Origin of the sequence: Burkholderia sp. LAS2 (genome assembly GCF_018417615.1) — a bacterium.
Lineage (GTDB): Bacteria > Pseudomonadota > Gammaproteobacteria > Burkholderiales > Burkholderiaceae > Burkholderia > Burkholderia sola.
This window is the reverse complement of sequence record NZ_CP071052.1, coordinates 4271119-4289752: the sequence shown is the minus strand read 5'-3', so window position 1 is coordinate 4289752 and position 18634 is coordinate 4271119. Positions and strand designations below refer to the sequence as shown.

Annotated in this window: 16 protein-coding genes; 7 read left to right on the top strand and 9 right to left on the bottom strand. The window is 65.6% G+C overall.

The window, feature by feature from the left end; genetic code table 11:
- Positions 1 to 79: 79 nt before the first annotated feature.
- The 3 genes from JYG37_RS19665 (at position 80) to JYG37_RS19655 (ending at position 2402) form a co-directional block, all read left to right on the top strand.
- Positions 80 to 508 (top strand): MarR family winged helix-turn-helix transcriptional regulator, encoded by a 429-nt coding sequence (locus JYG37_RS19665; RefSeq protein ID WP_050017862.1) that lies wholly within the window; start codon positions 80 to 82, stop codon positions 506 to 508.
- Positions 509 to 712: 204 nt separating this feature from the next.
- A complete protein-coding gene (locus tag JYG37_RS19660) occupies positions 713 to 1960 on the top strand; it encodes an aconitase X (protein ID WP_050017863.1) in 1248 nt (415 codons plus the stop codon).
- The gene (locus JYG37_RS19655) at positions 1953 to 2402 is read left to right on the top strand and encodes an aconitase X swivel domain-containing protein (protein WP_213345748.1); all 450 of its coding nucleotides are present in this window, start codon (positions 1953 to 1955) and stop codon (positions 2400 to 2402) included. The genes JYG37_RS19660 and JYG37_RS19655 overlap by 8 nt, the downstream gene beginning before the upstream one ends.
- A gap of 13 nt (positions 2403 to 2415) precedes the next feature.
- On the opposite strand, the gene JYG37_RS19650 is transcribed toward JYG37_RS19655, so the two are convergent.
- The gene (locus JYG37_RS19650) at positions 2416 to 3498 is read right to left on the bottom strand and encodes an AraC family transcriptional regulator (RefSeq protein WP_213345747.1); all 1083 of its coding nucleotides are present in this window, start codon (positions 3496 to 3498) and stop codon (positions 2416 to 2418) included.
- 75 nt (positions 3499 to 3573) lie between these two features.
- Here JYG37_RS19650 and JYG37_RS19645 point away from each other — a divergent pair, with 75 nt between their 5' ends.
- Positions 3574 to 5607 carry an oxidoreductase gene (locus tag JYG37_RS19645; protein ID WP_213345746.1) on the top strand — a complete coding sequence of 678 codons (2034 nt, stop codon included), beginning with the start codon at positions 3574 to 3576 and terminating at the stop codon, positions 5605 to 5607.
- Positions 5608 to 5802: 195 nt separating this feature from the next.
- Here JYG37_RS19645 and JYG37_RS19640 read toward each other — a convergent pair whose 3' ends face one another.
- Entirely contained in the window at positions 5803 to 6207 is a 405-nt protein-coding gene (locus JYG37_RS19640; protein ID WP_089489095.1) for a DUF2471 family protein, read from the bottom strand.
- Positions 6208 to 6344: 137 nt separating this feature from the next.
- Entirely contained in the window at positions 6345 to 7238 is an 894-nt protein-coding gene (locus JYG37_RS19635; RefSeq protein ID WP_213345745.1) for a LysR family transcriptional regulator, read from the bottom strand.
- A gap of 86 nt (positions 7239 to 7324) precedes the next feature.
- On the opposite strand from JYG37_RS19635, the gene JYG37_RS19630 reads away from it, so the two are divergent.
- Complete coding sequence (locus JYG37_RS19630; RefSeq protein WP_176015465.1) at positions 7325 to 8110, top strand: NAD(P)H-dependent oxidoreductase; 786 nt, start codon at positions 7325 to 7327, stop codon at positions 8108 to 8110.
- A gap of 10 nt (positions 8111 to 8120) precedes the next feature.
- Here JYG37_RS19630 and tssE read toward each other — a convergent pair whose 3' ends face one another.
- The 6 genes from tssE to tssK form a co-directional block, all read right to left on the bottom strand.
- Positions 8121 to 8543, bottom strand: coding sequence for a type VI secretion system baseplate subunit TssE (gene tssE, locus JYG37_RS19625; protein ID WP_176015464.1), 423 nt, complete (start codon positions 8541 to 8543; stop codon positions 8121 to 8123).
- Positions 8540 to 11257, bottom strand: a complete 2718-nt coding sequence (tssH, locus tag JYG37_RS19620) for a type VI secretion system ATPase TssH (RefSeq protein ID WP_213345744.1) — start codon at positions 11255 to 11257, stop codon at positions 8540 to 8542. Before tssH ends, tssE begins: the two co-directional genes overlap by 4 nt.
- Before the next feature lie 132 nt (positions 11258 to 11389).
- Positions 11390 to 11875, bottom strand: a complete 486-nt coding sequence (locus JYG37_RS19615; RefSeq protein ID WP_006750272.1) for an Hcp family type VI secretion system effector — start codon at positions 11873 to 11875, stop codon at positions 11390 to 11392.
- Positions 11876 to 11965: 90 nt separating this feature from the next.
- Positions 11966 to 13744 (bottom strand): OmpA family protein, encoded by a 1779-nt coding sequence (locus tag JYG37_RS19610; protein WP_249746012.1) that lies wholly within the window; start codon positions 13742 to 13744, stop codon positions 11966 to 11968.
- Positions 13741 to 14496 (bottom strand): DotU family type IV/VI secretion system protein, encoded by a 756-nt coding sequence (locus JYG37_RS19605; RefSeq protein ID WP_213345742.1) that lies wholly within the window; start codon positions 14494 to 14496, stop codon positions 13741 to 13743. Before JYG37_RS19605 ends, JYG37_RS19610 begins: the two co-directional genes overlap by 4 nt.
- The gene (tssK, locus tag JYG37_RS19600) at positions 14496 to 15845 is read right to left on the bottom strand and encodes a type VI secretion system baseplate subunit TssK (protein ID WP_050017872.1); all 1350 of its coding nucleotides are present in this window, start codon (positions 15843 to 15845) and stop codon (positions 14496 to 14498) included. Before tssK ends, JYG37_RS19605 begins: the two co-directional genes overlap by 1 nt.
- Positions 15846 to 16425: 580 nt before the next feature.
- On the opposite strand from tssK, the gene tssB reads away from it, so the two are divergent.
- Together tssB and tssC are read left to right on the top strand one after the other, a co-directional pair.
- The gene (tssB, locus tag JYG37_RS19595) at positions 16426 to 16938 is read left to right on the top strand and encodes a type VI secretion system contractile sheath small subunit (RefSeq protein ID WP_050017873.1); all 513 of its coding nucleotides are present in this window, start codon (positions 16426 to 16428) and stop codon (positions 16936 to 16938) included.
- A gap of 73 nt (positions 16939 to 17011) precedes the next feature.
- Positions 17012 to 18562, top strand: coding sequence for a type VI secretion system contractile sheath large subunit (gene tssC / locus JYG37_RS19590; protein WP_050017874.1), 1551 nt, complete (start codon positions 17012 to 17014; stop codon positions 18560 to 18562).
- Positions 18563 to 18634 lie beyond the last annotated feature (72 nt).

Below are 18634 nucleotides of genomic sequence, written 5' to 3'. Positions count from 1 at the left end.
TGACGCGATGGCCGGCCCCGGCCATGTTACGGCGGAGTGTACATTGACTTTATGCATATGCACATATAGATTCGACGACATGAACGACATTCCGATTTCAGAGGCGTGCAACTGCCTCGCGCTGCGTCAGGCGGCGCGCTTCGTCACGCAACTGTACGAGCGCCATCTGGCCCCGGTTGGCGTCACGCCCGCCCAGTTCTCGATCATGGTGAACCTCAAACGCCGGCCCGGCCTGCTGATGAGCGAACTCGCCGATGCGCTGGTGATGGATCGCACGACCTTGCTGCGTGCGCTGAAGCCGTTGCAGCGCGACGGTTTCGTCGCGACGGCGGCGTCCGAGCACGATGCGCGTGCGCATGCGCTCCATCTCACGAAGCTCGGCGAGCGCACGTTCGCGCGGGCGTTGGTCGCGTGGCAGGCCGCGCAGGACGAATTCGACACCCAGTTCGGCCGCGATCGCGCGAAGGCGTTGCGCGCAGAGCTGTTCAGCCTGACGGCGGAACGTTAGGCGAGGGGCGGGCGGGTCGGTGTGGCGGTCAACTGGTGCGGAACGCAAGCCATTGGTCGCCGCCGAAGCTTCCTGTTGTGAAAATTGGTTTTTATGATGCCCGGTTTTGTTCCAATCTGGACAGTTTTTGTTTCCAGTTGTAGAGTCCTCTGACGGAATTCACGAGCCGGCGCGGCCGCCGGCACGCGTCACGAGGAGCAACCGATGCTGCAGTTGAGTGACCGCGACGACGCAATGTTGCGCGGGGATTTCGGGCACGGCGTCGCCCGCGCGATGCGGATCGTCGCGCGCACCGCGCAAGTGATGTCCGCGCCGCACCTGATCGACATTACGTCTGCCCATATCGACGGCTGTCTGTATCACGGCCAGACGAGCCTCGACTTCGTCGACTATTTCGTCGACACGGGCGCGAAGGTCGCGGTGCCGACCACGTTGAACGTCGGCTCGCTCGACCTGATCCATCCCGAGCTGTACCACGGCGACCGCACGATCCAGCGCGATGCGCAGCGCCTGATGGACGCGCACTTGCTGCTCGGCTGCGAATCGAGCTTCACGTGCGCGCCGTATCAACTGAAGCATCGTCCCGCGCTGGGCGAGCAGATCGCGTGGGCCGAATCGAATGCGATCGTGTTCGCGAATTCGGTGTTGGGCGCGCGTACGAGCCGCTACGGCGATTTTCTCGACCTGGCCGCCGCGATCACTGGGCGTGCGCCGTATGCGGGGCTGCATGTCGATGCGAACCGCGCCGCGCGAATCGTGTTCAACGCGCCGGATTTCACCGGCCTGCCGTCGCGCGACATCTATTTCGCCGCGCTCGGTCTGGCGGTCGGCAAGATCGCGGGCGCGGTCGTGCCGGCGATCGTCGGGCTGCCGGCCGACACCACCGAGGACGAACTCAAGGCGCTCGGCGCGGCCGCCGCGTCGAGCGGGGCCGTCGCGCTGTTCCATGCGGTCGGCGTGACGCCCGAGGCGCCGACGCTCGACGCCGCGTTGCACGGGCGCGCAGCGCTTCGCACGATCGACATCACGATGGCCGATCTCGACGAGATTCGCCGCACGCTGAATCACGGCGCGGCCGGCGACGCGCTGGTCGCGGTCGCGCTCGGTACACCGCATTTCTCGCTGGCCGAATTCCGCACGCTCGACACGTTGCTCGACGCGTTCGACGGCAAGCCGGCCTGCGATTTCTACGTGAACACGAGCCGCTTCATTCTGTGGGAGCTGGAGCAAGCCGGCCTCGCGGAGAAATTCGCCGCGCGCGGCGTGCAGATCGTCGTCGATACCTGCACGTACATCACGCCGGTGATGAAGCGGTTGTCGGGGCTGGTGATGACCAACTCGGGGAAATGGGCGTCGTATGCGCCCGCGAACATCGGCGTGACGGTCGCGTACGGCAGCATGCGCGAATGCGTGCGGTCCGCGTACGAAGGCAAGGTGCGATTCGATGACTGAAGCGACGGACACATTCTTGACGGGCGACACGCTCGTGCCGGGCAGCGCGTGTGCGCGGCCTTTCGTGCTCGAGAAGCCGCTCAGCTTCTGGGGCGGCTACGACTCGGGCGCGGGCAGGATCGTCGATCGCGGGCATCCGCAGGCCGGCGCGAGCCTCGCCGGCAAGGTGATGGTGATGCCGCACGCGAAGGGATCGAGTTCGAGCAGCAGCGTGCTCGCGGAAGCGGTGCGCAACGGCACCGGGCCGGTCGGGATCGTGCTGAAGGAGCGCGACCTGATCATCTCGATCGGCGCGATCGTGGCAGCGGAGCTGTATGCGATCGCGGTGCCGGTGGTGTGCGTGAGCGATGACGTGTACGACGCGATCGTCGCCGCAACGGGTGACGTGCGGATTGACGCGGGCGAGGGGGACGGCGGCGCGCGGGTTTATATCGGGCGCTGATACGTCGCGCACGTCATTCGCGTCCCGCCCCCGCAGCCGCTTCCCGAAACGCGCTCGGCGTCTGCCCGGCCCAGCGCCGGAACGCGCGCGTGAAATTCGCCGGGTCGGTGAATTGCAGCCGTTCGGCGATCGTTTTCAGGTCGAGATCCGACGCGGCGAGCAACTGCTTCGCATCACGAAACCGCGCTTCGTCGAGCAATTGCCGATAGCTCGCCCCGGCTTCCTCCAGCCGGCGTCGCAGCGTGCGCGTCGACACGAGCAGCGCGTCGGCGAGCGTGTCCGGCCCCGGATAATCGCCGGCGGCACGCGCCAGTTCCGCGCGAACGCGCTCGACCAGATCGCCTTCCTCCTGCCGCACCTGCGCGTATTCGCGTTCCACCTGCACGAGCGCTTGCCGGTGCGCGACTTCATCGGCGAGCGGCAGCGGCCAGTCGAGCACGTCGGGCGCAATCCACAGCGCGTTGGCCGCGCAGCCGAATGCCACCGGCGGCAACTGGTCGCGATAGCGCGCGAAATACGCGGGCTCCGGCCACGCGAATTGCAGCCTGATCGGCGGTGACGTGCGCCCGGACCATTGCGAGATGTTCTGCGCGAGCCCCGTCAGCACGAATTCGAACATCACGTGATGCTGCAGCACGGGGTTTGCCTGCACGCCGTGCAGTTCGAGCGTCGCGCCACGCTCGTCTTCCGCATAGGTCAGCCGGTACTGGCGATTGCGCATCCGGAAGTAGCGCTGCGTGACGGACAGCGCTTCGCGGATGTCCCGTGCGGTCAGCGTCGCGTAGCCGAGAAAGCCGTGCACGGTCGGTTTCAGCAGCAGCCCGAACGCGAGCCCGATGCCCGGATCGCCGCCGATTTCGATCGCGTTGAGCACCAGCCGCCCCCATTGCGACGGCGCGACGCGCGCGTCCGGTTCGGCCAGCACCGCGTCGCGCAGGCCGGTGCCGGCGCGCACGGCGGCGAGATCGACGCCGCGAGCGGCCAGCGCCTGCAGCAGCAGGCGCGTATAGGCGACCGGAATCGTTGGCCGGCGCAGCCCGAGGCGGTCTTTGCGAGACGGGGAGGTCATGTCGATTTGGCCGGAAATGACAAGCATTATGGCTGTTTGCCCCCTCACGTTCAAGGCGGCGCGCGCCTACGATGGCAGGCATCGCTTCTTGCCCGAATCATCATGACGACACCTTTTCCCCACCTGCTCGCACCGCTCGATCTCGGTTTCACGACGCTGAAGAATCGCGTGCTGATGGGCTCGATGCACACCGGCCTCGAGGACAGCCGCAAGACGCTGCCGCGCCTCGCCGAATATTTCGCCGAGCGCGCGCGCGGCGGGGTCGGCCTGATCGTGACGGGCGGCTTCGCGCCGAACGTGGCCGGCTGGACCAAGCCGTTCGGCGGCACGCTGATGACGTCGGCCGCCGCGCGCCGGCATCGCGAGATCACCGGCGCCGTGCATGCGGAGGACGGCAAGATCGCGCTGCAGATCCTGCATACGGGCCGGTACGGTTACCACCCGTTCGCGGTCGCGCCGTCGAAGATCAAGTCGCCGATTTCGCCGTTCGCGCCGCATGAGCTGAGCGCGCGCGGCGTGGAGCGACAGATCCGTGCGTTCGTGCGCTGCGCGACGCTCGCCCGCGAAGCCGGTTACGACGGCGTCGAGATCATGGGCTCCGAGGGCTACCTGATCAACCAGTTCATCTCGATGCATACGAACAAGCGCAGCGACCAGTGGGGCGGGGCGTACGAGAACCGCATCCGCTTGCCGATCGAGATCATCGAGCGCACGCGCGAAGCGGTCGGCCGCGACTTCATCCTGATCTACCGGCTGTCGATGCTCGACCTGATTCCGGACGGCAGCGACTGGAGCGAAACCGTGCAGCTTGCGAAGGCGGTCGAGCGCGCGGGCGCGACGATCATCAACACGGGGATCGGCTGGCACGAGGCGCGCGTGCCGACGATCGCGACGTCGGTGCCGCGCGGCGCGTTCGCGTGGGTGACGAAGAAGATGAAGGGCGAGGTCGGCATCCCGCTCGTGACGACCAACCGGATCAACCGGCCCGAAGTGGCCGAGCAGATTCTCGCGGACGGTTGCGCGGACATGGTGTCGATGGCGCGCCCGCTGCTCGCGGATGCCGAGTTCGTCGTCAAGGCCGCGCAGGGGCGGGCCGACGAGATCAACACCTGCATCGGCTGCAACCAGGCGTGCCTCGATCACGCGTTCAAGAACAAGATTGCGTCGTGCCTGCTGAATCCGCGCGCGTGCCACGAGACGGAGCTGAAATACACGCCCGCGCCGCAGCCGAAGCGGATCGCGGTGGTCGGCGCGGGGCCGGCCGGCCTCGCGTGCTCGACCGTGCTCGCGCAGCGCGGCCATCAGGTCGACCTGTTCGACGGCGCGGCCGAGATCGGCGGCCAGTTCAACATGGCGAAGCGGATTCCGGGCAAGGAGGAGTTTCACGAAGCGCTGAGCTACTTCGGCCGGCAGGTCGAGTTGACCGGCGTGAAGCTGCACCTGAACCGTCGCGTCGACGCGAGCGACCTGATCGCGGGCGGCTACGACGAGATCGTGCTCGCAACCGGCGTCGCGCCGCGCGACCCGAAGATTCCGGGGCAGGACGGGCCGAACGTGCTCAGCTATATCGACGTGCTCGCGGGCAAACAGCCGATCGGGCGGCGGGTCGCGGTGGTGGGCGCGGGCGGGATCGGCTTCGATGTCGCCGAGTATCTGGTGCAGGACGGTGAATCGCCGGCACTCGATCTGGACGAATGGAAGGCCGAGTGGGGCGTGACCGACCCTGCCGCGACGCGCGGCGGCGTGACGCGTGCGCAGGTGTCGGCGCCGGCGCGGGAAGTGACGCTGTTGCAGCGCAAGGCCGCGCCGCTCGGCAAGGGGCTCGGCAAGACGACCGGCTGGATTCACCGTGCAACGCTGAAGATGAAGCAGGTGAAGATGATCGGCGGCGTGAACTACGAGCGGATCGACGCGCGCGGGCTGCATGTGTCGTACGGCGAGCAGCGCACCGATCACGAACTGATCGAAGTCGATACGATCGTGCTCTGCACGGGGCAGGAGCCGCAGCGCGCGTTGCTCGCACCATTGCAGGCCGCCGGGCGCTCGGTGCACCTGATCGGCGGCGCGGAACTGGCCGCCGAACTCGATGCGAAGCGCGCGATCGATCAGGGCGCGCGGCTCGCGGCGCGGTTGTAACCGGCGGGCGCTGCGATGGTCGTTCGGACGGTCGTCGCGTCGCGATGATCGGCTGAAGCGACGGTTCGCGGCTTGCCGCAGGATGCGCCGATTCGCGGCGCAAAATCATGACGAGCCGCAGGGCCGACCGCGCCACCACCCAACGTGGCGACGCGAGCCCCGCAGGCCGTGCCCGCGGCGATCGGCCAGCGAGCGTCAGGCTGCCTCGGCCCGTTCTTCCTCTTCCGCTTCGAGCATCGCCTTGACGATCAGGTAGACGGCCGGCAGGTCGTCGTCGTCGCGGCGCCAGTCGACCGGGTCCTCGACGTCCGCGGCGACCAGCCGGCTGTCGCGCAGCCGGATGAACGCGTCGACGACGGTCGGATCGTTGCGGTTCAGGAACCCGGGATTCGAGAACGCCAGCTCTTCGACGTTCAGCAGCGCCTGCCAGCTCATCGTGCGGACTGCCGCCGGATGCGTGCGGCGTCGCAGGCCGAGCGCTCGCTGCGCGGGGCCGCCGACGACACGCTGCAGATCGACGACCGCCCGCTGCGCGGCGCGCTCGAAGTGGACGGGATTGAAGCCGGGTTGCTCGGGATCGAATGCGGATGACTGGAACATGGTCGCCTCACTAAAGACCGTCTCGGGATGACGGAATTCGGGTCAAATGACGCAGAAACACTGTAAATATATACAGTGATTGGTGGACTTTCAAGCCCCCGATGACAGTAAATGTCAGCCGCGTCGCGACCGGCGTGTCAGACCGCCGCCGCGATCGTCTCCCGCAGCCACCGATGCGCGGGATCGCGATGCACGCGCTCGTGCCACAGCATCGACATTTCATAGCCGGGCACCTCGACCGGCGCATCCACCACGCGCAGCGCGGGCACGTCGCGCACCAGCCGCTCGGGCAGCATCGCGACGAGATCGGTGCTCGCGACGGCCGACATCACGAACAGGAAGTGCGGCACCGACAGCACGACGCGCCGCGTGGCCCCCATCTTCGCGAGTACTTCGTCCGTCACGCCGAAGAAGCCGCCGCCGTCGGGCGACACGATCACATGCTCGAGCGTGCCGAATTGCGCGAGCGTGGGGCGCCGCTTCAGCTTCGGGTGGTCGGCGCGGCCGATCAGCACGTAACGCTCGACGAACAGCGGCAGGCGCCGCATGCCGGGCGGCGACGCTTCGGTCATGTGGAAGGCCAGGTCGATGCCATTTCGTTCGGTATCCTGCTCGATACGCGGCGGCACGAGTTCGAGGACGGCCAGCCGCGTGCCGGGCGCGGTCGAACGCAGCGTGCGCAGCGCGGGCAGCACGATCGTCGATTCGCCGTAGTCGGTCGCGGCCACGCGCCACGTGTTCGTCGCGGTCGCGGGATCGAACGGCGTGGCCGGGATCACCGCGCGCTCGACGGCTTCGAGCGCGTCGCGCAACGGCTCGCGCAGCGCTTCCGCGCGCGCGGTCGGACGCATCCCGCGCGGCCCCGGCAGCAGCAGCGGATCGCCGAATACGTCGCGCAGTTTCTGCAACTGAACGCTGACCGACGGCTGCGACATGTTCAGCTTCTCGGCCGCGCGTGTGACGTTGTGCTCGGCGAGCAGCACGTCCAGCGTGACGAGCAGGTTCAGATCGAGCCTTCTGAGATTATTCATGGCTATAGCTGGAATATCAGGAATTCATTTCAAATATACCGTCGAAGGCGGCATCCTGCAGTCATTCAATCCACGGAGTGACGAACATGAATGTGCTGATCGTGTATGCCCATCCGGAACCGCGTTCGCTGAACGGCGCGCTGCGCGACTTCGCGGTCGCGCATCTTGAAGCGGCCGGCCATGCGGTGCAGGTGAGCGACCTGTATGCGATGAACTGGAAGGCGGTGCTGGATGAGAACGACGTGACCGATCGCGCGCCCGACGATCGCTTCGATCCGGCGCTCGATTCGAAGCGCGCGTTCGAGGCGGGCACGCAGCGCGACGACATCGCGCGCGAACAGGACAAGCTGAAGTGGGCCGATGCGGTGATCCTGCAGTTTCCGCTGTGGTGGTTCTCGATGCCGGCGATCATGAAGGGCTGGTTCGAGCGGGTGTATGCATACGGCTTTGCGTACGGTGTCGGCGAGCATTCCGATACGCACTGGGGCGACCGCTACGGCGAAGGGATGTTGGCCGGCAAGCGGGCGATGATCGTCGTCACGACGGGCGGGTGGGAGCCGCACTACAGCCCGCGCGGCATCAACGGGCCGATCGACGACTTGCTGTTCCCGATCCAGCACGGGGTGCTGTATTACCCGGGGTTCGACGTGCTGCCGCCGTTCGTGATCTACCGGACGGGCAAGATGAACGCCGCGCGCTTCGACAAAACGTGTACGGCACTCGGCCAGCGTCTCGACGATCTGTGGACCACGCCGCCGATTCCGTTCCGCCAGCAGAACGCGGGCGATTACGAGATTCCGGCGCTGACGCTGAAGGAAGAAGTCGCGCCGGGGAAAGTGGGGTTTGCGGCGCATCTGGCGCACGAGGGCTGATCGCGCTCGATCATGAGCGGGCGACGTACCGTTCGATGCGCAGGCGACCGGGTGGCTCGAAGTAAGTGCCGAAGCGCACGAGCCCCGCGTTCTTCAGGTGGCAGGTCATCTCGAAGCTGACGAGGATGCCGGGATCGTGGTTGTCGACGATCCCGACGTCGATCGAGCGAATGCGCGGCTCATACTTCAACAGCGTCGCTTCCATCTGCCGCTTGAGCAAGTGCGACGATGCGGGCAGGGCCTTGTAGATGTTCGTCAGGTCGGGCAGGCCGTAGTCGGGCAGGTGCTTGAGCGCGCCTGCCCGCGTATTGAGAATGCGGCGCACGTTTTGCTGCACGCTCAGACATTCGAGCGTCCGGTCGTCGTAGGCGCCGATGGGCTCGCCGCCGATCTGACCGAGCAGCATGTCGTAGAGGGAAGGGCCGGCGGTCATCGGCGGCTCCATCGTCCGGCCGCGTCATCGGCGGCCGTCGATGCATCGACGAAATCGATCGTCAACGCACCTTCGGCAGTGACGGACAACGCGATCCGACGCGGTGCGCTGTCCGATGCCATGCGCACGAGCAGTTCGTGCGACAAGGCGGGCAGCACGCGCTGATTCAGAAATGCGTCGACACTGCGCGCGCCGGATTCTCGGGACACACAGTGTTGCGCGATCGATTCGACCACGTCGTCCGCATACGCCAGTGTCGCGGCATGCTGCCGCTGCAGGCGCTCGGCAATCTTGTCGAGCTTGAGGCGTACGATCGACGCAAGCGCCGCGGCATCGAGCGGCCGATAGACGAGCGTCTGGAAGCGCGCGAGCAACGCCGGCTGGAAATGCGCGACCAGTTGCGCGTGAATGACTTCCCGCAATGCTGCCTGCGTGATCGATGCGTCCTCAACCGTCGCATCGTCGATTTGCATGCTGCCAAGATTGGACGTCATCACGATCACGCAGTTGCGGAAATCGATCTCGCGCCCTTCGCCGTCGCGCATCGTGCCGCGGTCGAACACCTGATAGAAGATGTCGAGTACGTCGCGATGCGCTTTCTCCACTTCGTCCAGCAACACGACGCTGTAAGGGCGCTGACGCACGGCTTCTGTGAGAACGCCGCCGCGACCGTACCCGACATAGCCGGGCGGCGAACCCTTGAGCTGCGAAACTGTATGCGCTTCCTGGTACTCGGACAGATTGATCGTTGTCAGTGCTCCCGCGCCACCGAACAATACGTCGGCGAGCGCGAGCGCCGTCTCGGTCTTGCCCACCCCGGACGGTCCCGCCAACAGGAACACGCCAAGCGGCGCGTGTTCGCTTTTAAGGCCGGCCTTCGCGGTGCGCAGGCTTTCGGCCAATGCCGCGATCGCGTCGTCCTGTGCGACGACACACGACGCGAGCGCCGTCTCGAGTGTGAGCAGGTTCTGCAGTTCGTCCTCGACGAGATTGCCGACCGGAACGCCCGTCCATTCGGCGACGACACGCGCGACGGATTGCGCATCGACGTCGGCCGCCATCATCGGCGGCTTTCGTTGAACGGCCGATAATGCGCCGAGTGCGCCCGAGATGGCCGCGGGATTGGCCGCTCGATCGGCTGCATCGCGCAGGGAATGCACGACGCCGACGAGATCGCGTTCGCGCGAGTACTGAGCGAGTACCTGGTCGGCGGCGGCGCATGCGGTGTCGTATTCCATGTCGATCGACGCACGCCGCTCGGCCACGCCGGCAATTCCGGCGCGGATGTCCGCGTCGAGCGCATCGCGCTCCAGTTCCAGTGCGGCGACCGAGGCGCGCGCCTGTTGCAGTTCCGCGGGCGGTACATCGAGCGCCATCCTCACACGTGCGGCGGCCGTGTCGATCAGGTCGACGGCCTTGTCCGGCAATTGCCTCGCCGGAATATAGCGACGCGACAGCCGCACGGCGGCGACGATCGCTTCGTCGCGGATATGAACGCGATGATGCTGCGCATAGCGGCTCGCAAGGCCGCGCAGCATCAGGCACGCGGCAGTATCGTCCGGTTCGTCGACCTTGATGACCTGGAAGCGCCGTTCGAGCGCGGCGTCCCGCTCGAAGTATTGCTTGTACTCGGCCCACGTGGTGGCTGCGATCGTCCGCAATTCTCCTCGCGCAAGCGCCGGTTTGAGCAGGTTCGCTGCGTCGGCGCCGCCCGCCGTGTTGCCTGCGCCGATCAGCGTATGCGCTTCGTCGACGAACAGCAGGATCGGCGTGGTGGCGGCGCGCACCTCGTCGATCACGTTCTTCAGGCGCTGTTCGAATTCGCCCTTGACGCCCGCACCGGCCTGCAGCAAACCGAGATCGAGCGTGAGGATGCGCGTATCGCGGATCGTTTCGGGCACGCTGCCTTCAGCTACGCGCAGCGCGAGCCCTTCGACGAGCGCGGTCTTGCCGACGCCCGGTTCGCCGACGAGGATCGGATTGTTCTTGCGGCGACGTGCGAGCACGTCGATCATCTGGCGGATTTCGCGGTCGCGACCGAGCACCGGGTCGATTTCGCCGCGCCGCGCCTTGTCGGTCAGATCGAGCGCGAAGCGTGCGAGCGCACTGCCGTCGCTCGCCCGCTGCGACGTGTGGGGCCGCGCGCCGTCGCCCTCGGGCGACAGGGGCGTGTCGTCGTCGAACGCGCCGCCGGGCCGGTCGGCTTCCGGCTCCGATACGATGTCGTCGCGCGCGTTCTCGCAAGAACGCCGCCCGAGCCGCGGCAGCACGCGCCGGATTTGCGCACTCGAAACCGATAGCAGCGGCCACGCGCGCTGGGTGCGCAGCACATGCGGGGCATCGACGATCGCCTGCAGCAGATGGCCGGACCGAATGACGCCGTCGGGATCGTCCGACACCGCTTGCGCCCATGCGTCCTCGATCACCGTGGCCAGTTGACGAGAAAGCGCGGGTATGCCGCGCAATGTGCGCGGCATACGATCGATCACGTCGACCAGCGCGTCCCAGACGGCATCGATGTCGAGATCGTAGTGGCGCAGCACCGCGGGAATGTCGCCGTCGTCCGCCTCGAGCAGTTTCAGCACCCAGTGCTCGACTGCGATTTCATCTGCGAGCCGGGTCTGGCACAGGCTGGCGGCGGCTTCGAGTGCGTGCGTGCAGTGAGGATTGAGACGGCGAATGAGGTGGGAGGCATCGCGGAGAGGCGGCGTCATGTCGATAGCGATCAGGAGGGGGAGGGAGCCGTCGAGGCCATGCGAATCGGCGGCGGCAGGCAAGTGGACCAGAGCCAAGCGGTGGCGGAGCCCGTCGCATGCACGCGCCGGTTCCGCCAGCCGCTCAAACCATCAGGAGCGCTCGTTCCACGTGTCCTTGTGGATGATGTTGCCGTCCTTGTACGACCACGTGATCGTCTCGTAGCGCAGTTCGACGTCTTCGAGATGGTTGTGCTTTTCGTAGTCGGGATTTTTGATGTCGAGCATCTTCGGCTTCACGGCAACGATCTTCACGTTGTCGAGCTTCGTGTTGAAGTACTCCTTCTCCTTGCCCGCATCGTCGATCCGGTACCACTTGATCTCGACCGACTTCAGCGTCTGGCCGCTCGTCACGGCCTTGTACAGATACGGCGTCGATGCGTCCGTCTCTTTCGTCAGCGTGATCGGCTTGTGCACGCGAGTGCCGGTCAGTTTGCCCGTATTGCCGTCGGTCGGGATGTGCACGCCGTGATCGAACGCGACCAGCTCGACGCTCCCCTCGCGGTCCTGAACGGTCACCGACCCCTTGATGTCTGCGCCACCGTCGTCCTTGAGCCACATGTAAGCCGGAATTGCCATTTGTTCACTCCTTCTTATTCGTACTGCGAATTGCCGGAAACGGATTCCGGCGCTGATAAACCCGGAGCAGATGCCCGGGAACCCAACGCGTTAGCTCGAGGGTCCGGTCGATACGGCAGGCGACGGCGTATCGGGCACGAGCGTGATTTCGACCCGCCGATTCTTCGCCCGTCCGTCGAACGTCGTGTTGTCCGCGATCGGCCGCGTATCGCCGTAGCCCTGGATCGCGAATTGTGTCGACGGCATGCCCGACGCGTCGACGAGCCAGTCGCGGACCGCTGCGGCACGATCGAGCGACAGCTTGAGGTTGCGTTCGGGGCGGCCCTGATCGTCCGTGTAGCCGGCGACGAGTACCCGTTTGCCGGGGTGTGCGTTGATCAGCGCCAGCGCGCCGACCATGGCGCGCGTGGTGCCGGGCTTGAGCTGCGCCTTGCCGCTGTCGAAAAGAGCCAGGCTGTCGAGTGTGACGACCGTGGGTGGTGGCGCAGGCGGTTCGTAGGAAGCGATTGCATCGTCGAGCAACGGCAACAGGGGCGAGCCGCGGTACGTGCCGAACGACAGCCGGAGCGGAACGCCGATACGGGCATAACGGTCGAGCTGGTCGCGATCCGATGCAAGCGACCGGAGCGCGTCGCGCTTGGCGGCGTCTTGTGTCGCGGGGATGCGGGCGTAGCGCTCGAGATGCGCGCCGATTCGCGCCATCAGCGCTGCGTTGTTGACGGCGGCTGCGCAGATGGCGGCCGTGGCTGCGCAAGCGGCGATCGCGACGACGTGGGCGACGGCGGTGACGCGCGGCGATCGCTTCGCCTGCCGCGGCACTGCGTCGATCAGCGGCTGGGGCAGCGGCCAGGGCAGCGCCGAGGCAGGAAGCGCGGGCGGGGCGATGCCGGTCCGCGCGTGTGCTTCGCGTTCCCACGGCGTGTCGGGGCTCGTCGCCGGGCCATGGTCGATCCAGCCGGCACCGAACAACGGCCAGGGAGAAGCGGGCTGGCGGCCTTCGGTCAGCGTGTCGAACACGATACGGCGTGTCCACCCGATCATCGATGGAAGCGCCGCCGCGTGTGCGGCCGCCCACGGACTTGCGTCGGCATGACACGCATCCGTTTCGGCTGCATCGATTGCCGTGTCGAAGTCACGCATATTCGCGATCCGCAAGCCGGTCGACAGGCCATACCACCGGGGTGCCAACGGGCCGCTTGCCGGACTATCGCCAGCGTGTGCGTTCGACAGTCGTTGGTAGATCGCAACGTAACCGGGCAACGACAAGCCCAGCATGCGCGACGTATCCGCGGTTGCCTGCCGGATCACGCGCAGCGCCTGCGACAGCGTGTCGTCGTTCGCGTGGCTGGCGGGCGCCACCGACAACACGATGCAATCCGGCGCATTGCCGTCGCGCCACTGGCGGACCGCGACGGCGAGACGAGCCAGATCCTTCGGCCGGTCGACCCGCAACCAGATTGCACCGTCGCCGACGTGCACGAAACGCGCGTGAGTGCTGTCGCGATCGAACAGCGCGGGCAAGCCGTCGCCGACGACGAGCGCAAGCGGCATTCCGGTGCGCAACGCGACGGGCAGGTCGGCCGTCGCTGCGCCGAGTTGCGCGATCACGTGCACGTATCGTTCGCGAGCGCGGGCTATGCTTCGCGAATACAGCCAGACGATCAGCAGGGCCAGTGCGATAACGCTCGCAATCAGCCCCCACATGACGTCGCGGTCGATGGGCACCATCCATCCGATGACGCCAAGCGCCAGCAACGTCGATATCGTCACGACCGTGCGCAACGGATAGCCGAGTCCTGCAAGGGCGGCACGCGCGGCGTCGGCATCCGCGCGCGTCGCTGACGGTGGAAGAACGGTTTCCGACGTCACGGCTGGTTGGCTTTCTGAACGAGTTGGGCGAGGTCCGCGTCGAGCATGCGATCCCAGGTGAACCACGCGCAGAGTGCGATCACGCAGGCGGCGCCCGCGATCACCCATGGCGAAAGATGCGTGAGCCGGTCGAGCAGACGCACGTTCGCGCGATCGACGACGAACCTCGGCCGCGCGGCAGGCCGCAACTGGTCGATCTGCGTCGCCAGCGCCGCGATCAGTGCCTGACGTTTCGCTTCACCGTCGTGGGCGCCCGTGGACGAGCGCGAGCGGGCGGCGTAGCAGCCGCGAAATCCCAGGCCGAGAACGGCCGCGTAGCATTCGAGCAGGTCGACGTTCGGTGCGGATTCGCGCATCCGGTATTCGATTCGTTCGTAAATGCGCGTGCCGGCGTCGTGAATGCTGAATCGGTCGACCTGTAGCGGCGTCTGTTCCCAGTTCGCCTTGTCGGCCGCTGGAAGATGGCGCAGCGCAGCTTCGTCGATCAGCCCACACAGCGCGATCGCGGCATCGTCCCGTACGTCGGCGGCCACCCCTTGCGCATCGAGCGCAGCCGCGAATTGCGCCACGAGCTGCATGCACTGCAGACGGAGGCTTTCAGGGTTGTCGACTCGCCCGCCGTTCGACAGATGGGAGACGAGTAACGCCGTATCGCGCAGCAACGCACGCATGGACGGTCGGGCCGAATGACCGGATGACGGCTCCCGCGCGAGCAGCGCGGATTCGTGACGGCTGGAGACGATGGCATTCATCAGCGCAGCACCGCGTAGAGTTCGATCGATGCGTCGGGAACCGAAGCCGGCAAATAAATCTGGCACGCGCGTGCGGCCAACATCCTTGCATGCGCGGCATCGTGTGCGTCGAGTGCGAAATAGTGATTGTCCAGCCGGACCGGAATGGCGCCCGGCACTCGTTGCACCGCCTTCAGCGGAATGCCGGCGACCGCGGAACTGACGATGTGTTCGACGTCGTCCGGTGCGCCGATCTTGCAGAGGCGCGGGAACTGTTCGACGAGCTCGAATGCCGGCAGGGCCGCGTTCACCGACAGATACCAGTCAGCCGGGCCCTCGACGATGCGCTCGTCGACGAACTGACCGGCCCAGGTGGTCGATGTCGTATGTGACAGCCCGATCGGAACGACACGCGACGGGATGATCGCGTCGAGCAGGTCGCGGATCAGCGATTCGAGCGTCGCGAAGACGTCATGTGCGGCGGCGTGGTCGTACGGCGGGATGTCCGCCAGCGACACGCGCGTCGAGAACGTCGTCAACGATCCTGCCAATTGCGCGAGCACCTGGTACAGGCGATCCGTGGGTTGCGCCGGATGCGACGCGAGGAAGCGCAACTGCGGCCATGCCTGGTGAATGCAATGCAGCAGCCAGAACAGCTGGACGTCGGCGACACCGTATTCGGCCACCTGCTCGATGCGCTCGCTGCGGCGCTCGCCAAGGAGCACGCTCTTGGCGGCGAGGATATCGGCGAGCCGCCGGATGCGCTCGATATGCAGTGCATGCCCCGACAGAGCGAGGCAAGGCGGGACGTAGCGGCGATCGACCTGGAACTGCCCGCTCGTCGAGCGTGTCAGGCGCGCGATCGCGCACACCGTGTCGTCCGCATGCGACTCGAAGCCGAACAACACCCGCACCGCGTGGCGCTCGGCGGCGATTTCGGTGTCTCCGGTGCCGTTCAGGTCCGTCACCTTGACGAACTCGCGATAGGCGCGACGCGGGCGGGCCAGCGCCGTCTCGTCGAAGCGGCAGTTGTTGCCGTTCGCATCGGGCAACGCGAGCGCCGCGAGCACGTCGACCGTCTGGGTATCCGCGGGAATTTCGCCGACGAGGTCGCGCGCCGGCGGCAACGCATCGGCAACGGTCGTATCGATCGGGGAACCGTCGGGGAAGCGCAGTTGCAACCGCGTGAGCTTGAGGCGACTGGACGATAGCGCCTCCTCGTCGATGTCGACACACAGCGTTCCCCACGGCGCCACGGTCAGCGCCGAAGCGAGTTGTTGCAGCGCGAATCCGTTCCAGCGCTCCTGCTGCTGGAAATGCTGCTGCGTCAGAATGAGCCCTTCATGCCAGAGCGGTTTGTCGATCCGCATGGTGTGGTCGTCACGATCCAGGAATGATGAGGCGCCGATTCTATACATCGTTTTCCGATTTCGTATACCCGGGTTTATTGGAGAGTGTTGAAAAATGTGTCTTTTAAATTGAGATAAGCGTGATATTTATTTTGAGATTCTCTGCGTGGGACGTGTTTTGTGATTGAGAACGGTTTGCGAGGGGTTGTTTATCGGGATTGTGATTTTTGAGGGGCGTGAAGTTTTTGTAAATATATCAATGAGATGGGTTGGAATTGACGACTTTTTGGATAGCATGGATGGCCGGAGTGTGAGCGCGGCAGAGCGTATGAAGAAGCGGCGCAAAAATTAGGATGTGTCTTATTATTAAAAAAACCGAGCTGTCGCTCGTTTCCAATTTTTTGCATTGCCGGTTTACTCGTCGATAAAGGCCGTGATATTTTCTGCCGCCTGAGTCGGATATCGGGCCGCGCATATTCGACTCGGTCGTTCGTCGATGCACGTTGCGGGGTTCCGCATGGGCGATAAGGACGACGGAGCATCCTTGAGTCGTGGGTGCGTGTCGCGGAGTCTTCAAGCTTCCTGAAATAAGGAGAACGAATTGGATAGCTTTCAGCGAGAGATCCCGAAAAGCCGGGTGTCGATCACCCTCGATCTGCATACGGGTGGAGCGCAGAAGAAGGTCGAGTTGCCACTGAAGCTGCTGGTCGCCGGCGACTTCAGTGCCGGGCGCGAGCAGGCGCCGCTGGCCGAGCGCAAGAAGGTGAACATCGACAAGAACAACTTCGATGCCGTGCTGGCGGACTACGCGCCGGATCTCAGGATCGCCGCGGCCAATACGCTGGCCGGTGACGGTTCGGAACTGCCCGTCAACCTGTCGTTCCGGTCGATCAAGGATTTCGCGCCCGAGCAGGTCGCGCGCCAGATTCCCGAGCTGCAGGCGCTCCTCGCGATGCGCAATCTGCTGCGCGACCTGAAATCGAACCTGCTCGACAACGGGACGTTCCGCCGCGAGTTCGAGAAGGTGCTGAAGGACGACCGCCTGTCCGCGAAGCTGCGCGGCGAGCTCGCCCAGATCGCGACCGCCGCGACGCAGCCGGAAGGGCATGCGTGAACGAGGCCGGGCAAAGCGCGCATTCAGCGCATTCCGCAACATCGTAGCGATTCGATCGCAGACAGGATCCGAGATGAAATCCACTGAAACGCAGCAAACCGGCGCGACCGAGACCGTCGTGCTGGATGCCCCGCAGGGCGATGTCGACAGCGTCTATGCATCGCTGTGCAGCAAGATCAACCTGAAGCCGATCCGTGAAGCGCGCCCGCTCGAGGCGTTCCGCGACAACGACATGCTGTCCGAGGCGTCGGCCGACGAGCGCATCGCGCGCGGGATGGGCGCGTTCCTCGAACTCGTCGCGAAGACGAGCCAGCCGGTGGACCGGCTCGACAAATCGCTGCTCGACTTCCACATCGGCCAGATCGACCGGCAAATCGGCCGTCAGCTCGACGCCGTGATGCACACGTCGGAATTTCAGGCGCTCGAAGCACGCTGGCGCGGCCTGAAGATGCTCGTGAGCCGCACCGATTTCCGCAAGAACGCACGCATCGAGGTGCTCGACGTGTCGAAGGACGCGCTGCAGCGCGACTTCGAGGACACGCCCGAACTGATCCAGAGCGGCCTGTATCGCCTCACGTACATCGAGGAATACGACACGCCGGGCGGCCAGCCGATCAGCGCGATGATCAGCGACTTCGAGTTCGCGAATTCGCCGATGGACGTCGCGTTGCTGCGCAATATCTCGAAGGTGGCGGCTGCCGCCCATATGCCGTTCATCGGCTCGGTCGGGCCGACGTTCTTCGGCAAGCAGTCGATGGAGGAAGTCGCAGCGATCCAGGACATCGGCAACTACTTCGATCGCGCCGAATACATCAAGTGGAAGAGCTTCCGCGATACCGACGATGCGCGTTACGTCGGCCTGACGATGCCGCGCGTGCTCGGCCGCTTGCCATACGGCAAGGATACGGCGCCGGTGCGCGCGTTCAACTACGAGGAGGCCGTCAAGGGCCCCGACCACGACAAGTACCTGTGGATGAATGCGTCGTTCGCGTTCGCGGCGAACATGGTGCGCAGCTTTGTTAGCAACGGCTGGTGCGTGCAAATCCGCGGGCCGCAGGCGGGCGGCAAGGTCGAGGATCTGCCGGTTCACCTGTACGACCTCGGCACCGGTCACCAGCCGAAGATCCCGACCGAGGTGCTGATCCCTGAAACCCGTGAATTCGAGTTCGCGAATCTCGGCTTCATCCCGCTGTCGTTCTACAAGAACCACGACTTCGCGTGCTTCTTCTCCGCGAACTCGGCGCAGAAGCCCGCGCTGTACGAGACCCGGGAAGCGACCGCGAACAGCCGCATCAACGCACGGCTGCCGTACATCTTCCTGCTGTCGCGCATCGCGCACTACCTGAAGCTGATCCAGCGCGAAAACATCGGCACGACGAAGGATCGCCGTCTGCTCGAACTCGAGCTGAACAACTGGATCAAGGGGCTCGTGACCGAGATGAAGGATCCGGGCGACGAACTGCAGGCGTCGCATCCGCTGCGCGAGGCGAAGGTCACGGTCGAGGACATCGAGGACAACCCGGGCTTCTTCCGGATCAAGCTGTTCATCGTTCCGCACTTCCAGGTCGAAGGGATGGATATCGGGCTGTCGCTCGTGTCGCAGATGCCGAAGTCCAAGAACTGATCTGACGTTAGTCGCAGTGGCGCCGGGGTGGACAGGGGCACCCCGGCGTGCCGTGCAGTCGCGCAACCGAGA

Bases quoted from the DNA above. Each gene is read 5' to 3' on its own strand.
- JYG37_RS19665 (WP_050017862.1), top strand. From the start codon at position 80: ATGAACGACATTCCGATTTCAGAGGCGTGCAACTGCCTCGCGCTGCGT.
- JYG37_RS19660 (WP_050017863.1), top strand. From the start codon at position 713: ATGCTGCAGTTGAGTGACCGCGACGACGCAATGTTGCGCGGGGATTTC.
- JYG37_RS19655 (WP_213345748.1), top strand. From the start codon at position 1,953: ATGACTGAAGCGACGGACACATTCTTGACGGGCGACACGCTCGTGCCG.
- JYG37_RS19650 (WP_213345747.1), bottom strand. From the start codon at position 3,498: ATGCTTGTCATTTCCGGCCAAATCGACATGACCTCCCCGTCTCGCAAA.
- JYG37_RS19645 (WP_213345746.1), top strand. From the start codon at position 3,574: ATGACGACACCTTTTCCCCACCTGCTCGCACCGCTCGATCTCGGTTTC.
- JYG37_RS19640 (WP_089489095.1), bottom strand. From the start codon at position 6,207: ATGTTCCAGTCATCCGCATTCGATCCCGAGCAACCCGGCTTCAATCCC.
- JYG37_RS19635 (WP_213345745.1), bottom strand. From the start codon at position 7,238: ATGAATAATCTCAGAAGGCTCGATCTGAACCTGCTCGTCACGCTGGAC.
- JYG37_RS19630 (WP_176015465.1), top strand. From the start codon at position 7,325: ATGAATGTGCTGATCGTGTATGCCCATCCGGAACCGCGTTCGCTGAAC.
- tssE (WP_176015464.1), bottom strand. From the start codon at position 8,543: ATGACCGCCGGCCCTTCCCTCTACGACATGCTGCTCGGTCAGATCGGC.
- tssH (WP_213345744.1), bottom strand. From the start codon at position 11,257: ATGACGCCGCCTCTCCGCGATGCCTCCCACCTCATTCGCCGTCTCAAT.
- JYG37_RS19615 (WP_006750272.1), bottom strand. From the start codon at position 11,875: ATGGCAATTCCGGCTTACATGTGGCTCAAGGACGACGGTGGCGCAGAC.
- JYG37_RS19605 (WP_213345742.1), bottom strand. From the start codon at position 14,496: ATGAATGCCATCGTCTCCAGCCGTCACGAATCCGCGCTGCTCGCGCGG.
- tssK (WP_050017872.1), bottom strand. From the start codon at position 15,845: ATGCGGATCGACAAACCGCTCTGGCATGAAGGGCTCATTCTGACGCAG.
- tssC (WP_050017874.1), top strand. From the start codon at position 17,012: ATGAAATCCACTGAAACGCAGCAAACCGGCGCGACCGAGACCGTCGTG.